The organism is Streptomyces antibioticus (genome assembly GCF_002019855.1).
Classification (GTDB): domain Bacteria; phylum Actinomycetota; class Actinomycetes; order Streptomycetales; family Streptomycetaceae; genus Streptomyces; species Streptomyces antibioticus_B.
On record NZ_CM007717.1, the window covers coordinates 2,718,489 to 2,733,467 of the forward strand.

Annotated in this window: 11 protein-coding genes and 1 other RNA gene; 7 read left to right on the plus strand and 5 right to left on the minus strand. The window is 73.9% G+C overall.

The window, feature by feature from the left end:
- The first annotated feature begins 5 nt into the window (after window positions 1-5).
- From AFM16_RS12065 to AFM16_RS12075, 3 genes are read left to right on the plus strand one after another with little or no spacing between them, the layout of a single operon-like run.
- Complete coding sequence (locus AFM16_RS12065) at window positions 6-1,133, plus strand: CpaE/TadZ family protein (RefSeq protein ID WP_167797180.1); 1,128 nt, start codon at window positions 6-8, stop codon at window positions 1,131-1,133.
- On the plus strand, window positions 1,130-5,107 hold the full coding sequence (gene eccCb, locus AFM16_RS12070) for a type VII secretion protein EccCb (protein ID WP_078633300.1): 3,978 nt from the start codon (window positions 1,130-1,132) through the stop codon (window positions 5,105-5,107). The genes AFM16_RS12065 and eccCb overlap by 4 nt, the downstream gene beginning before the upstream one ends.
- Window positions 5,104-6,510 (plus strand): DUF6177 family protein, encoded by a 1,407-nt coding sequence (locus AFM16_RS12075; protein WP_078633301.1) that lies wholly within the window; start codon window positions 5,104-5,106, stop codon window positions 6,508-6,510. The genes eccCb and AFM16_RS12075 overlap by 4 nt, the downstream gene beginning before the upstream one ends.
- A gap of 101 nt (window positions 6,511-6,611) precedes the next feature.
- Here the strand turns inward: AFM16_RS12075 and rnpB are convergent.
- From rnpB to AFM16_RS12090, 3 genes are all read right to left on the minus strand, one after another.
- Window positions 6,612-7,016, minus strand: an RNA gene (gene rnpB, locus AFM16_RS12080) — RNase P RNA component class A.
- Between the two features lie 51 nt (window positions 7,017-7,067).
- Entirely contained in the window at window positions 7,068-8,009 is a 942-nt protein-coding gene (locus AFM16_RS12085; RefSeq protein ID WP_078633302.1) for a DMT family transporter, read from the minus strand.
- A gap of 19 nt (window positions 8,010-8,028) precedes the next feature.
- Entirely contained in the window at window positions 8,029-8,886 is an 858-nt protein-coding gene (locus tag AFM16_RS12090) for an AraC family transcriptional regulator (protein WP_078633303.1), read from the minus strand.
- Window positions 8,887-9,149: 263 nt separating this feature from the next.
- On the opposite strand from AFM16_RS12090, the gene AFM16_RS12095 reads away from it, so the two are divergent.
- Window positions 9,150-9,902 (plus strand): MerR family transcriptional regulator, encoded by a 753-nt coding sequence (locus AFM16_RS12095; RefSeq protein ID WP_078633304.1) that lies wholly within the window; start codon window positions 9,150-9,152, stop codon window positions 9,900-9,902.
- Window positions 9,899-10,513: a hypothetical protein gene (locus tag AFM16_RS12100; protein ID WP_078633305.1), complete on the plus strand. Its 615-nt coding sequence runs from the start codon at window positions 9,899-9,901 to the stop codon at window positions 10,511-10,513. The genes AFM16_RS12095 and AFM16_RS12100 overlap by 4 nt, the downstream gene beginning before the upstream one ends.
- Here the strand turns inward: AFM16_RS12100 and AFM16_RS12105 are convergent.
- Window positions 10,464-11,897: an RNB domain-containing ribonuclease gene (locus AFM16_RS12105; protein WP_078633306.1), complete on the minus strand. Its 1,434-nt coding sequence runs from the start codon at window positions 11,895-11,897 to the stop codon at window positions 10,464-10,466. The genes AFM16_RS12100 and AFM16_RS12105 overlap by 50 nt on opposite strands.
- A gap of 105 nt (window positions 11,898-12,002) precedes the next feature.
- On the opposite strand from AFM16_RS12105, the gene yaaA reads away from it, so the two are divergent.
- On the plus strand, window positions 12,003-12,785 hold the full coding sequence (gene yaaA, locus AFM16_RS12110) for a peroxide stress protein YaaA (protein ID WP_078633307.1): 783 nt from the start codon (window positions 12,003-12,005) through the stop codon (window positions 12,783-12,785).
- A gap of 126 nt (window positions 12,786-12,911) precedes the next feature.
- Window positions 12,912-13,622, plus strand: coding sequence for a bifunctional 4-hydroxy-2-oxoglutarate aldolase/2-dehydro-3-deoxy-phosphogluconate aldolase (eda, locus tag AFM16_RS12115; RefSeq protein ID WP_078636913.1), 711 nt, complete (start codon window positions 12,912-12,914; stop codon window positions 13,620-13,622).
- On the opposite strand, the gene AFM16_RS12120 is transcribed toward eda, so the two are convergent.
- Window positions 13,594-14,976: a bifunctional RNase H/acid phosphatase gene (locus AFM16_RS12120; RefSeq protein WP_078633308.1), complete on the minus strand. Its 1,383-nt coding sequence runs from the start codon at window positions 14,974-14,976 to the stop codon at window positions 13,594-13,596. The two genes, eda and AFM16_RS12120, sit on opposite strands and share 29 nt — an antisense overlap.
- Window positions 14,977-14,979: the final 3 nt, after the last annotated feature.

Here is a 14,979-nt window from a genome sequence, read left to right on the forward strand (position 1 = left end):
TCGGCATGACCGGAGGAGGAGACTGGCAGCGCGACCTGCTGCGCGAGCTGGCCCCCGGCGACGACCCTGGTCACACGTCGATCCGGTCTTCCGCAGCCGAGCCTGACGCGCTCCCGCCTTCGCCCGCACGAGCGGAAGCGGTACCGGTTCCCGAGCCGTCCCCCACCGCCCGTCCGGTACCGCGCCAGGTGCACAGCCCGGCCGTGTCCGCCCCGCCTCCCGAATCCCTCCCCACCGTCGACCCTCGCCTCGCCATCGCCCTCGGCAGCCCCCGGCACGGCGATTCCCTCGGCCGACGCACCGGGCGCACGCTGCGCCGGCTGACCGCCGCCGCCGGCCAGGACGTCGTCGAACAGACCCACTTCGCCCAAGAGCTCCAGCAACCGGTCACGACCGGCCGGGTGATCGCGGTGACCTCGATCCGCGGCGGGGTCGGCAAATCCACGGTGTCCGCCCTGTTGGGCCGCACGTTCAACCACTACCGGCACGACCCGGTACTCACCCTGGAGGCGGACGCCGCCCTGGGCACCCTGCCGGTGCGGATGGGCGCGAACACCGTGCGCTGGTCCTGCGCCGACCTCGCCCGGATCCTCACCCCCTCCATGCAACTGACCGATGTCACCGGCTATCTGGTGCCCGTGACCGACGGCGGCTGGCTGCTGCCCGCAGGCCAGGGCAGGGTGGGCGCTCCGCTGGACACGCACACCTACTTGACGGTGACAACGGCGCTCCGGCGCTATTTCGCGGTGACGGTCGTGGACTGCGAGACGCTGCCCGGCGAGGTGGCCCGCACCGCGATGGACACCGCCCACGCGCGGGTCGTGGTGGCCCCCATGACCGCGGAGGGCGTGCACGGCACCCGACAAGTTCTCGACTGGCTCGGCAGGTTGCCGCATTCCGCCCTGGCCTCCACGGTCGTGGTGCTCAGCGCCGCCTCGCCCGACACCACGCTGGACGCGAAGACGGCCGCCGCCCACCTTCGCGAACCCGGCGTGCCCGTGGTCCCGCTGCCCTACGACCGTCATCTCGCCCAAGGAGGCCCCATGCACACCGCCATGCTGGGCCGAGCCACCCGCGATGCGGCCGTCCGTCTGGCGGCCGAAGTGATGCAGTCGGCGGTTCGCGTCCGATGACCCAGCAGATCGTCCATCGGCCCGCACGATCCTCCCGCCCGCTCGTCCCCGCCGAGCCGCGCACCATCGAGGCGCCCCCGAACCTGCCCGAGGGCAAGATCGGCAACGCGGCCACCGCACTGCTGCCCATGGCCGGCGTGCTCAGCTCGGTCGTGCTGATGACGGTCGTCCGCAACAGCCGGTTCGCCGCGATCGGCGCGATCGTGCTCGTCGTGGCACTGCTCGGCGCGGTGGCGCTGTTCCTGTCCCAGCGGGGCAAGGCCCAGCGCACCCGGCGTGTCCAGCGGGAGCGATACCTGGAGTATCTGGAGGAGCAGCGCGAGGAACTGGGCGCGGTCGAACGGGAACGCAGGCAACGGTCGAAGCTGCTCAACCCCCCGCCGGAGGCTCTGTACGACCTGGTACGCGATCCCGCCCGGCTGTGGGAGCGGCGACGGCAGGACGCCGACTTCCTGCGGGTGCGGGCCGGCACCGGGGAGATGCCGGCGCAGGAGCCGGCCATCGGTCTGAACAGTACGGGCGGGGTGCTGACCCCACCGGATCCGTTCATGCTCAACGAGGCCCGCGCCCTGCGGAAGCGCTTCGGCACGGCCACCGACTTCCCGCTCACCGTGCCGCTGGACCGGGCCGGGAACGTCAGCGTCGTCGGTGACCGCGACGGTGTCCTCCGCGTCGCCCGCGCACTCCTGCTGCACACGGCCGTGACGCACGCGCCGGACGACGTCGCCGTCGCTCTCGCCACGGCCGACGAGTCCGAGTGGACGTGGGCGAAGTGGCTGCCCCATGTCCTCGACACCCAGGTGTACGACGGCGCCGTCGCCGCCCGCCGGATCGCACCGGACCCGGCCGAACTGTCCCGGCTGTGCGCCCCCGAACTGCGCCGGCGCGCCGGGTACGCGGCCGAGGTGCGCCGTGGCCTGTCCGGCCGGGGCGCGGATGCCCTGCGCCTGATGTCGCGCATGCTCGTGATCAGCGACACCTACGGCGACACCGCGGCCGAACTGCCCCGTCCCGACTCGGCGATCGGCCTGCCGGACATGGGCGTCACGGTGCTGCACCTGCTTCAGCGGCAGGTGCACGAGCCCGACCAGGTCGGTGTGCGCATCACCGTCCACGGCGACCGGATCGTCGTCGACGACCTGCGCACGCCGAACGCGCCCCCGGCGCACGGGATCTCCGACCCGGTGACCGTCCCCGGCGCGGAGGGCATCGCCCGCATGCTGGCCCCGCTGCGGCTCTCCGCGGAGTCCGCGGCCGAGGGCACGCCGGTGTCCGGCCCGGTCGGCTTCCCCGCCCTGCTCGGGATCGACGACCCGGCCGCCCTCGACCTGGCACGGCTGTGGGCCCCGCGCGGTGAGCGCGACTTCCTGCGCGTCCCCATCGGACTCACCGACCGCCACGAGCCGGTGCTGCTGGACCTCAAGGAGTCCTCTCAGCTCGGCATGGGCCCGCACGGGCTGTGCGTGGGCGCCACCGGCTCCGGCAAGAGCGAACTGCTGCGCACCCTCGTCCTCGCACTCGCGGCCACCCACTCCCCGCAGGACCTGGCGCTGGTCCTGATCGACTACAAGGGCGGTGCCACCTTCGCCCCGTTCGCCGAACTCCCGCACGTGGCCGGGGTGATCACCAACCTGGAGAACCAGGCCGGGCTCGTCGAACGCGTCCATTCCAGCCTGGCCGGCGAGGTCAAACGCCGCCAGCAGGTCCTCAAGGACGCCGGGAACATCGCCGACATCGGCCAGTACGCCATGCTGCGTGCCACGACCCGCCCCGACCTCGAGCCCCTTCCGCATCTGTTCGTCGTCATCGACGAGTTCGGCGAACTCATCACCGCCAAACCGGACTTCATCGACCTGTTCCTGTCCATCGGCCGCATCGGCCGCTCCATCGGCGTTCATCTGCTGCTGTCCAGCCAGCGCATCGAGGGCGGCAGACTCAAGGGCCTGGACACCTACTTGTCCTACCGTCTCGGCCTGCGCACCTTCTCCGCCGACGAGTCCCGCACCGTCCTGGACACCACCGACGCCTTCAACCTGCCGCCGTTGCCCGGCTTCGGCTACCTCAAGGTCGACACGTCCACGTACGAGCGGTTCAAGGCCGGGTACGTCTCCGGCGCCCACCACGGCCCCGTTGCGCGCGAGGAGCGGGACGACACCCCGCACGCCCGGCCGTATCCGACGTACAACACCCCCTACGAAGCCGAGGCGGTGGAGGAGCCCATCGCCACCAGGCGCGAGACCGGGCCGAGCGTCATGTCCGTCATGGTCGGCCAACTCGCCACCGCGGCACCCCCGGTACGCCGGATCTGGCTGCCTCCGCTGCCCGACGCCACCACCCTGGACACAGCCGCAGGCCCCCTCCGGGCCGGTACGGACGGTCTCCGCCTCGCCCACGGCCGAGGCCCGCTGCACATCCCGCTCGGCACTCTCGACGACCCGGCCCGGCAACGGCAGCAGCCATGGCTGCTGGACCTGACCACCGCCGGCGGACACGCGGCGGTCATCGGCGGCCCGCAGTCCGGCAAGACCACTCTGTTGCGCACCCTCGCCCTGTCGCTGGCCCTCACCCACACCCCGTACGACGTCGCCGTGTACGGCCTCGACCTCGTCGGCGGCGGCCTGTCCGCGCTGGCCGGGCTGCCGCACGTCGGCGGCATCGCCGGCCGCGCCGACCACGAACGCGCCGCCCGCACCGTCGCCGAGGTGCGCGCCATGCTCGCCCGGCGCGAGGAGGCGTACCGCGAGCTGGGCATCGACTCCGTCGACCAACTGCGCCATCTGCGCGCCCAGGGCAAGCTCCCGGACCTGGGCGCCACCGACATCGTGCTGCTCATCGACGGATTCGGCGCTCTGCGCGAGGAGTTCGCCAATCTCGACGACGCGGTGGCCGACCTGCTCAGACGCGGCGGCGGCTACGGCATCCACGTCGTGGCGGGCATGCTGCGCTGGAACGACGTCCGCATCGCCACCCAGTCGATGTTCGGCACCCGCATCGAGCTGCGCCTGAACGACCCGGCCGACTCCTCCGTCGACCGTAAGCTCTCCGAGACCCTCACCCCTGACACCCCCGGCCGAGCGCTGACCGACGGCAAGCTGTTCGCGCAGGTGGCCCTGCCCCGGATCGACAACCACCCGGCGACCGACGATCTGGGCCCGGCCCTGGAACGTACGGCCCGCACCGTCCGCGCCTCCTGGCACGGGGAACTCGCCCCGCCCGTAAGGGTTCTGCCCACCCGCCTCTCCGTCACCAAGCTGCCCACCCCGGCAGCGGAGCCGACGCGGACACCTGTCGGCGTCGACCAGGACACCCTCTCGCCCGTGATGCTCGACCTCTTCGGCGCCGACCAGCACCTGCTGATCCTCGGCGACAACGAATGCGGCAAGACCAACCTGCTGAAGCTGATCGCCACCCGGCTCGTCGAGCGCTACGGGGACAAGGAACTCGTCTTCGGCGTCTTCGACCCGCGCCGCGGCCTGCGCGGCACGATCCCCGAGCCCTACCGCGGCGGCTACGCCCACAACGCCAAGCTCGCCGTCGCCCTGTCCACCGGCATCGCCACGGAGCTGAAAAAGCGTCTGCCGGAGACGGCCGACCCGGATGCGCTGCTGACCGACGAGCCCGCCTTCTCCGGACCGCGGATCGTCATCCTGGTCGACGACTACGACATCCTCACCACGGCCGGGCAGCAACCGCTGACGCCCTTCCTGCCGTACCTCTCCTCCGCCCAGGACATCGGCCTGCACTTCGTCCTCGCCCGCCGCACCGCCGGCGCCTCCCGTGCCCTGTACGAGCCGCTGCTGACCGCCCTGCGCGAGACCGGCGCCACCACTCTCCTCATGAGCGGAGAGCGCACCGAGGGCCAGCTCTTCCCCGGCCTGTACGCCACCCATCAGCCTCCCGGCCGAGGCACTCTCGTCCGCCGCGCACGCCCCCACCAGCTGATCCAGACCGCCCTCACCGACGAGGCCCCGTGACCAAGGACGTCATCGCCCTCACCCCCGAGATGCCGGATCTGCCCACCCTCCTCGCGGGCCTCTACGCCGGCGGCCCCGACCTCGGCGTGAACACCACCGCCGACGGCGCTGTCGTCCAGCTCTGCGCCCCCGACGGCCGCCCCCTGGTCTCGGTGGAGGCACCCCTCCTCGTCCAGGTCCCGGGTGAGACCGCCCGTCTGCTGGGTGGCGCGGTCGGGGAAGGGCCGGTGTGGTGGACCGAGGCCCGCGCCTCCACCGCCGTGGCCGAGGCCGGACGGCTGGCCGGCTCGTTCGCCGGGCGGCTGGTGACCGTGCTGGGCGGCACGGTCTGGCCGCCGGAGGCAGCCACCACGGACGTGGTGCCCCTCACCACCGACGTCCCGGCGATCCCGGTCCCGGCCACCGGCACCCCCGCGGTGGACGTCCTCACCGCAACGACGGCCGTCGTCCTCCAGGACCGCCCCCTGGTCGCCATGACCAGCTGGCTGTCCGACGCCCTGCGCACCGCGACGGCCGCCGACCGTGCCCTGCAGATCGTCACTCCGCCCACCGCGCGCCTCACCCTGCCCACCCGCACCGCCCTGCGCGGCCTGCCCAACCGCTGGGTCGTCCAGGACCCCGAGCACGGCTGCTACGACGGTCTGTCCGGGGCCGTGCTCCACTGGGAGAACGGCACCTTCACCCCCGTACGCGACCAGGACGGGACCGCCTCCGTGGCCGAGGCGTTCAGGACAGCCTCCGAGACCGGTGAACGCCAGCTTCTCCTCACCCTGCGCACCCGACAGCCCGCGGCCGCGGACCTCGTCCTCGGCCGCGCCCTGGAGACCGCCTTCCGGCATCTGACCGGCTCCGCACCAGCAGGCTGGAGCACCGCCGAACCGGTCAATCTTCCCTGGTCCACCCGCCAGTTGACCGACCTGGCCCGCGCCCGTGCGCCCCGCCCGAGCTGGCTGATCGCCGTCGGGCACTCCGACCGGCCCGCTCTCGCCACCATCCGCGTGCTCCGGACGACGGCCGGCGTCGAAGAGGACATCACCCTCGCGCTCGGCTACGGCAGGAACGAAACACCGCCTCTGCAGACCATCGAGGCTCTCGCGGCCGAACTCGACGCCGAGCATGGCCTCGTCACGCTGCTCACGGCCCTCCGAGCCGCCCGCCGCGACCTCACCGTCCCCCCACGGCTCGAACCCCCTCCGATCCCCATGACCTTCACGCTCGGCCACGAAGAGGCCCGGCGCATCGGCCGTCCGCCCCGCGCCGAGCAACCACCCCTCGGCCTCACCCCCACACGACTCGGCCCCCCGGCCGAACCGGCCCTCCACTACCCCCTGGGGGATGGAACCGACCCCAGCTCCTGGTCCACCTTCCAACGCCTCACCCGACACCTCAGGCAGCAGGCATGACCGCCGGCTGTCGTCCGGTCGAAGTGGCCGCCAGCATGCACACGGAAAGGGCCTCCGACACAGGTCGGAGGCCCTTTCCAAGGCAAAGCCGCAGGTGGCGGCAGACGAGTCGGGCTGTACGCCGGATTTTGTCACCCGGTCGCCTCGCGGCGGCCGGGGAGACGGCCATCCATCTAGGGCCAGCGTTGCCGCTGGCCTCGTGCGGTCTACCCGCGGACTCGGGCGGGCAGCCCTCAAACGTCCGCGCAGAGCACGTTTTACGGCGCTCCTTTTGACCTTGCTCCGGGTGGGGTTTACCTAGCTGCCCAGGTCACCCTGGGCACTGGTGGTCTCTTACACCACCGTTTCACCCTTACCGAGGACCGAGGTCCCCGGCGGTCTGTTTTCTGTGGCACTGTCCCGCGGGTCACCCCGGGTGGCCGTTAGCCACCACCCTGCCGTATGGAGTCCGGACGTTCCTCGGGAAGCCCCTCAGGGGGACTCCACGCGGCCGTCCGCCCGGCTCGTCTGCCGTGTCGACCATGGTACCGGGCGCGTGCCCCTCCCACGGCCCGGCGTCAGCCCGTCCGTGCCTCGCCCTGGTCCGGGCAGAGGTCCGAAGTGGCGGGCGCAGGGGAAGGGGCGTGGAGCTTCTTGCGGGGGCCCGTCGCCGCCGTCGCCAGGACCGAGCCCGCCAGGATCAACGCGAAGGCCGCCAGGATGCCGGCCGTCAGGGGTTCGTCCAGGAACAGGGCGCCCGCGGCCACCGCCACCGCCGGGTTGACGTACGTGATGACCGTCGAGCGGGTGGGGCCGATCTCCTTGATCAGTTCGAGGAAGGCGACGAAGGCCACCGCCGTGCAGACGACGCCGAGGGCGGCGAGGGCCCCCAGGACGGAGGGGGCGGGGGTTTCGGACGGCCAGGTGGCCGCCGCCGAGGGGGCGTAGACCAGGGCCGCCAGGAGCAGGCAGGGGACGATGAGCTGGAGCGTGGGCACGTTCTTGAGGCGGCGCGCCGCGATCAGGGGCGCCGTGGCGTAGCCGACGACCGTAACGAACACCTCCGCCAGCGACCGGGCGTCCCCGCCGGTGAGGTGCGGCAGGGTCAGGACGGCCACCCCGCCCAGGCCGAGGGCCAGGCCCACGATCCGGCGTACGCCGAGCGCCTCCGTGTCGCCGAGGAGCCGGGCCGCCTGGACGCCGACGATCGGGACGCCCGCGATCAGCAGGCCCGCCGTCGAGCTGGAGAGGTGACGTTCGGCGTCGGTCAGGGTGAACCACGGGCCGATGATCTCGATGCACGCGAAGGCCAGCATCGGCGCCCAGTGCGCCCGCACGGTGCGTACCAGGCCGCCCTGGCGGATCGCGAAGGGGAGCAGGAGCAGGGCGCCCAGCGCACAGCGCGTGAACACCACCATGGACGTGGAGAGGTCGGCGTCCACCGCCACCTTGATCAGCAGGTAGGGGATGCCCCAGACCACTCCCATCAGGGAGAACAGGAACCAGCCGCGTGCAGTCATACGACGAGTGTCGGGCCGGTCAGCGCCCCGGGTCTTGAACGCTGTTGCGGTACGTCGCCGGCGTCACCGCCAGAACCTTCCGGAACCAGCGGGTCAGATGCGCCTGGTCCGCGAAGCCCACCAGCGAGGCGACCTCGGCGGGGCGCAGCCCGGACTCCAGCAGCACCCGGGCGCGGGCCACCCGGTGCTGGGCCAGCCAGGCGTACGGCGGGATCCCCATCGTCGTACGGAAGGCGCGGAGCAGTTGGTAGCGGGACAGGCCCAGGTCCGCGGCGAGGTCGGCGAGGGCGGGCGGGGCGAGGAGTTCGTCGGCGAGACGGTCACGGACCGCGAGGGCGATGCCGCGCGCGCCCGGGACGGGGTCGTCGGCCGGGCGAGCGGTGGAGTGGCGGCGGGCCAGGGCGGTGAGCAGCCAGGGCAGCCGGGACTCGGCCTCCAGCGGGTCGGGGCAGGTGCTGAGGTCGGTGTGGGCGGCGCGGAGTGCGGCGGCGAGTTCCGGATCGTCGATCAGCGGCTCGCGGAAGTGCGGCGGGCCCCCGAGGGTGCCTTCGGTGAGCAGGGCCGGGCCCGCGTACAGGGCGCGGTAGGCGTAGCCGTCGGTGTCGTTGGCGGGGCCGCCGGTGTGCATCTCGCCGGGGGCGAGGACGACGATGGCGCCGGGGCCGTTGCGGATGTGGCCGCCCCGGTAGTCGATGATCTCCGCGCCGCCGACGCAGACGCCGACCGTGTACTCGTCGTGGGCGTGCGGGGCGTAGACGTGCCGGTCGAAGCAGGCGGTCAGCAGGTCGAGCGGCGGCCCGCAGCGGCCCAGCCGGGCCCGGGTCCACGACGCCTGTTCACGGTCCGTGCGGTCCGTGCGGCCCGTCCCACCGTTCATCGTCCGTCCGCCCTCCGTCTCGCGTTCTCGCGGGTTCAACACCGTCGACCCCGCTTTCATGCCCCGGCTCCAGGCCCGGCCACGCCTTCCGGGCCACGCCCCCGACCCCCGGGCGGCCTTAGGCCCTCGCCCCCCGGCCGACCTCAGCCCTTACCCCCCGGCCGCCCCCAGCCCCGACCGGCACGATCCGCCCTCCCCCTCCCCCTCCCCCCCACGATCATCACCCTTGACCCCTCCCCGACGTCAGCCTTTCTACTGGTGCCATGCGGATCGGAGAACTCGCCGAGGCCGTCGGCGTGACCACGCGGACCGTCCGGCACTACCACCACCTGGGGCTGCTGCCCGAGCCCGAGCGGCGTGCCAACGGCTACCGCGACTACTCGCTGCGGCATGCCGTCGTCCTCGCCCGGATCCGGCGGCTCACCGAGCTGGGTCTCGGCCTGGCCGAGGTGCGGGACGTGCTCGCTGACGACGCCGGCCAGGACCTCGTGGAGGCGCTGACCGAGCTGGACGCGGACCTCGCCCGGCAGGAGGCGGCGATCCGGGCGCGCCGGGCCCGGCTGCGGGCGCTGCTGGCGGCGGAGGAGCTGCCCGCCGAGGGGCCGGTGTCGCCGGAGCTGACCGCTCTGTTCGCGCGGACCTCGGCCGAGCTGTCCGACTCGCCCATGGCCGCCCGGGACCGCGAGGTGCTCGCGCTGATCGACACGGCCGCGGCGCCCGAGGAACGGGAGCGGCTGCTGACGGCGGTCGGCGCGATCGTGGCCTCGCCGGAGGCGGTGGCCCGCGCCAACGAGGCGTACGCGCTGCTGGACGCGCTCGCCGACGCCGATCCGGCCGACCCCCGGGTGGAGACGGCCGCCCGTCGGCTCGCCGAGTGCACGCCGCGCGAACTGCTCCCGGATCCGCCCGCGATCGACCACGACCACAGCTTCCTGCGGGCACTGTACGCCGACTTCGCCCCCGCGCAGGCGGAGGCGATCCGCCGGGCGCTGCGCCTCCTCACGGAGGAGACGTGAGAACGGCCGCCGTCCTCGCCCGGCACGAACTGCGCCTGCTGGTCAGCCTGTTGCGATGGCTGGCCCGGCGGCCGGACAGCGGCGGCGACGGGAAGGGCAGCGTCCAGGTGTTCGGGTATGCGCAGGGACAGGGCGCCGTGATGGCCGGTTTCTGGTTCGTCTGCGCCGTCGAGACCTTCGCCATGGCCGTGCTGCTGCGCAACTGGCCCACCGCGCACCGGGTGGTGCTCGTCCTGGACCTCTACACCCTGCTGTTCGTGGCCGGTCTGTACGCCGCGTGGACGGTCCGTCCGCATCTCCTCCACGACGACGTCCTGCGCGTCCGCCAGGCCGCCCATGTCGATCTGCGCGTCCCGCTGGACCGGATCGCGGCCGTCCGCCGGGAGACCCGCACCACGCACGAGCGGGCCGACGGCGAGCTGAACCTGCCGGTCGGCTCGCGGACCACCGTGACGCTCCAACTCACCGCGCCGATCGCCCACTTCACGCTCCTCGGCCGCCGCCGGGACGTCACCCTGATCCGGCTGCACGCCGACGACGACCGCGCGCTGGCGGACGCCGTCACGCGGGCACGAAGCGGATCCTCGGTACGGCCGGATCGGCCTCGGTGAGGCGGACCCGCAGCCGTTCGCCGAGGGGCAGGGCGTCGCTGTCGATCCGGCCGATGACCGCCGGGGACTCCAACTGGACGGTGCCGACGGCCGGTCGGCGTTCGTCGACATCGACGACACAGCCGTCGAACTCCTCGCCCACCCGGTCGGCGAGCAGCGCGGCCTCCACCGTGTCGACGCAGGCCCGTTCGACCGCGGCGGCGCGCCGCCCGCCCTCGGCCATCTCCCCCGGCAGGGCGTCCAGCGCGCCGAGCACCCAGTCGGGCGGGGTCTCGCCGGCGACGGCGGCCAGGCACAGCTCCGTGGCGTAGCGGTCGGCGAGCCGGCGCAGCGGGGCCGTGCAGTGGGTGTACGGGGCGGCGACCGCGGAGTGGGTGGTGATCGCGGGGAGCCGTCCGTCCCGGAAGACGGTGTAGCCGGCGCCGCGCAGCAGGGTCGTGCACTCCTGGAGGAAGGCCGCGTGCCGGGGCTCGCGCGGGTCGAGGGAGCGGATGAGCGTGGCGTACGAGACGTGGTGCGGCCAGTCGACGCGCAGTGCGCGCGCGGTGTTCCGCAGCCGGCCGACGGCGCCGTCGGGAGCGGCGGGCAGGGTGCGCAGGACGCCGGTGCCGGAGGCCAGCATCAGGTCGGCGGCGGCCATCCCGGTGAGCAGGGAGAGCTGGGCGTTCCAGCCCTCGGCGGGCAGCGGGGCGCGGTAGTCGAGCCGGTAGGTGTGGTCGTGCTCCACGACCTCCTGCTCGGGCACGTTCAGCGAGATCCCGCCGCGCTCCTCCTCCCTCAGCTCCCGCAGCCGTCCGACGGTGGCGAGGAGCCGCAGCGGTTCCTCGGCCGTCCCGTCGTCGATCCGCCGCTGTACGCCCGCGTAGTCGAGCTTGGCGCGGCTGCGGACGAGCGCGCGGTGGACGTCGACGGCGACGGTGGCGCCGTCCGCGTCCAGGTCGACGGTCCACAGCGCGGCGGGCCGGTCCTGGCCGGGCAGCAGGCTGGCGGCGCCCTCGCTGAGCACGGCCGGGTGCAGCGGGACCTTGCCGTCGGGGAAGTAGAGGGTCGTCACCCGGCGGTGCGCCTCGGCGTCCACCGGGCCTCCGGGTACGACGAAGGCGGCGACGTCCGCGACGGCGTACCGGACGCGGTAGCCGGTGCCCCGCCGGGACAGGTGCAGCGCCTGGTCGAGGTCGGTGGCGGTGGGCGGGTCGACGGTGACGAACGGGATGTCGGTCGCGTCGCGCTCCGGCAGGGCGGGCGCCTTGGCGGCGCGTTCCGCCTCGGCCAGTACGCCGAGCGGGAAGGCGAGGGGCACGCCGAGTCCGGAGCGCAGCGCGGCGAGGGCGACCCGCAGGGGCGCTTCGGGGGCACCGGTCACGCGGAGGGGGCGGCGGGGCATAGGGCGAGCGTAGGGCGCGGGCGGCGAAGGGGCACGCCGTACGCTGTTCCGTGCCCCGGTCGCCCGCCGTGGAGCCGTGTCCTGAGTGTCCTGAGGAGATGTCCCGTGCTCGTCCTGCTGCCCCCGTCCGAAGGCAAGGCCGCCTCGGGTCGCGGTGCCCCGTTGAAGCCCGAGTCCCTGTCGCTGCCGGGGCTGGCCGCCGCGCGCGAGGCGGTGCTCGACGAGCTGGTCGAGCTGTGCGCGGGCGACGAGGACAAGGCGCGCGAGGTGCTCGGGCTGAGCGAGGGGCTGCGCGGCGAGGTCGGCAAGAACGCCGCCCTGCGCACGGCGGGCGCGCGTCCGGCCGGCGAGATCTACACGGGTGTCCTGTACGACGCCCTGGGCCTGGCCTCCCTGGACGCGGCCGCGAAGAGGCGCGCCGCCCGTTCGCTGCTGGTGTTCTCGGGGCTGTGGGGCGCCGTCCGGGTGACGGACCGCATCCCGTCGTACCGCTGCTCGATGGGGGTGCGGCTGCCCGGTCTCGGGGCGCTGGGCGCGCACTGGCGGGCGCCGATGGCGGCCGTGCTGCCCGAGGCCGCCGGGGACGGGCTGGTCCTGGACCTGCGGTCGGCGGCGTACGCGGCGGCGTGGAAGCCGAAGGGCGGGACGGCTGGGCGTACGGCGACCGTGCGGGTGCTGCACGCGCCGACCCGGAAGGTCGTCAGCCACTTCAACAAGGCGACGAAGGGGCGGATCGTACGGAGCCTGCTGACGGCCGGGATCGCGCCGAAGGGCCCGGCGGAGCTGGTGGAGGCGTTGCGGGACCTCCGGTATGTGGTGGAGACGGAGCCGCCGGCACGGGCGGGGGCTCCGTGGTCGGTGGACGTGCTGGTGGACGAGGTGCACTGACACCCCTGGAACAGAGGTCCACTGACACCCTTGGAACAGAGGTGCACTGACACCCCTGGAGCAGGGGTGTTGCAGCATGCGCAATGAGCTTTGCGCATGCTGCGGGCCGCGGGCAGGATGAGGCGCATGGCCTCTCCCCTGCCCTCGTCCGCCGCGGGCGCGTCCGTGCTGGATCTCGCGCCCGTGCTGCCCGTGGTGGTCGTCCGGGACGCCGACGACGCCGTACCGCTGGCGCGGGCGCTGGTGGCGGGCGGGCTGCCCGCGATCGAGGTGACGCTGCGGACCCCGGCCGCCCTGGATGCCGTACGGCGGATCTCCGCCGAGGTGCCGGAGGCGGTGGTCGGCGCCGGGACGGTCATCACGCCGGAGCAGGTGACGGCGTGCGTGGCGGCGGGCGCGCGGTTCCTGGTGAGCCCCGGCTGGACGGACGGTCTGCTGGCGGCGATGCGGGCTTCGGGGGTGCCGTTCCTGCCGGGGGTGTCGACCGCCACGGAGGTGGTGGCGCTGCTGGAGCGCGGGGTGCGCGAGATGAAGTTCTTCCCGGCCCAGGCGGCGGGCGGCACGGCCTATCTGCGCTCCCTCGTCGGGCCCCTGCCCCAGGCCCGCTTCTGCCCGACCGGCGGGGTCGGCCCGGACAACGCGCCCGAATATCTGTCCCTGCCCAACGTCGGCTGCGTCGGCGGCAGTTGGATGGTCCCGGCGGAGGCCGTGGCGGCGCGGGACTGGGGGCGGGTCGAGGAGCTGGCCCGGAGTGCCGCCGCGCTCGCCGACGGGGCCGGGGGCTCAGGAACTCCCGGAACTCCTGGTGTCAGGGCCGCAGATGGGACGTGTCGTTGAACAGCCGGACGCTGGCGTTGCCGTCGGCGTAGTACGCCACCGCCGACAGCGAGGCCGCCGACAGCTCCATCCGGAACAGCGACTCCGGCGGCGCGCCCAGGGCCAGCCGCACCAGGGTCTTGATCGGGGTCACGTGGGTGACGAGCAGGACCGTGCGGCCCGCGTAGGCCGAGGTCAGCTTGTCGCGGGTGGCGGAGATCCGGGCCGCGGTGGCCGCGAAGCTCTCGCCGCCGCCGGTGGGTTCGGCCTCCGGGTCGGCGAGCCAGCGGTTCAGGTCCTCCGGGTGGCGCTCGCGGACCTCGCCGAACGTCAGCCCCTCCCAGGCGCCGAAGTCCGTCTCGATCAGCCCCTCCTCGACGACGACCTCCAGACCGAGCCGGGCGGCGACGGCCCCGGCGGTCTCCCGGGTACGGGCCAGCGGGGAGGCCAGGATGTGCTGCACGGTCCCGCGCCGGGCCAGCGCGGCGGCGACCCGCTCGGCCTGCTCCCGGCCGACGGCGGAGAGGGACGGGTCGCTGCCGCCCCGCCCGGAGAACCGCTTCTGCGGAGTGAGGGGCGTCTCGCCGTGCCGCAGCAGCACGAAGGTGGCGGGGGCGCCGAGATCGGGGGCGGAGGCCCAGCCGACGGAGGGGCGAGTCTCGGGGGACGTCGGCGGGGTGGCGGCGAGGGTGCGGGCGGCGCGGGCGTCGGCGTCGCCCGCGTCGGTCGTGGCCTCGGTGGCGGCCGTGCCGGTCGTGGCCTCGGTGACGGCCACGGCGGTCGTGGCCTCGGTGGCGGTCGTGTCCTCCGTGGCGCGGGCCTGCGCCAGCGCCTCGCGGGCCTTCGCCGCACCGGCCGTCGCGTCGCCGGGAGGACCGGACGGCTCGGGCAGGGCCCGCGATCCGGCCGATCCCGGCCCTGCCGCGTCCAGGGCGGCCCGGGACGCGGCCGCGTCCCACTGCTCGCCCCGCTTGCCGGCGTCCATGGCCTCGTTGGCCAGCCGGTCGGCGTGCTTGTTGCGCTCGCGCGGGATCCACTCGTAACTGACCTGGCCGGCCGGCAGGATCCGGGCGGCCTCCGCGGCGAGTGGCTTCATGTCGGGGTGCTTGATCTTCCAGCGGCCCGACATCTGCTCGACGACGAGCTTGGAGTCCATGCGCACCCGTACGGTCGCCGCCGGGTCCAGTTCACGCGCGGCCCGCAGGCCGGCCAGCAACCCCCGGTACTCGGCGACGTTGTTGGTGGCCACGCCGATGAACTCGGCGCGTTCCGCGAGGGTTTCACCCGTCGCCGCGTCGATCACCACACTGCCGTAGCCCGCGGGCCCCGGGTTGCCCCGTGACCCGCCGTCGGCCTCGACGATGAACTCCCGCACGCC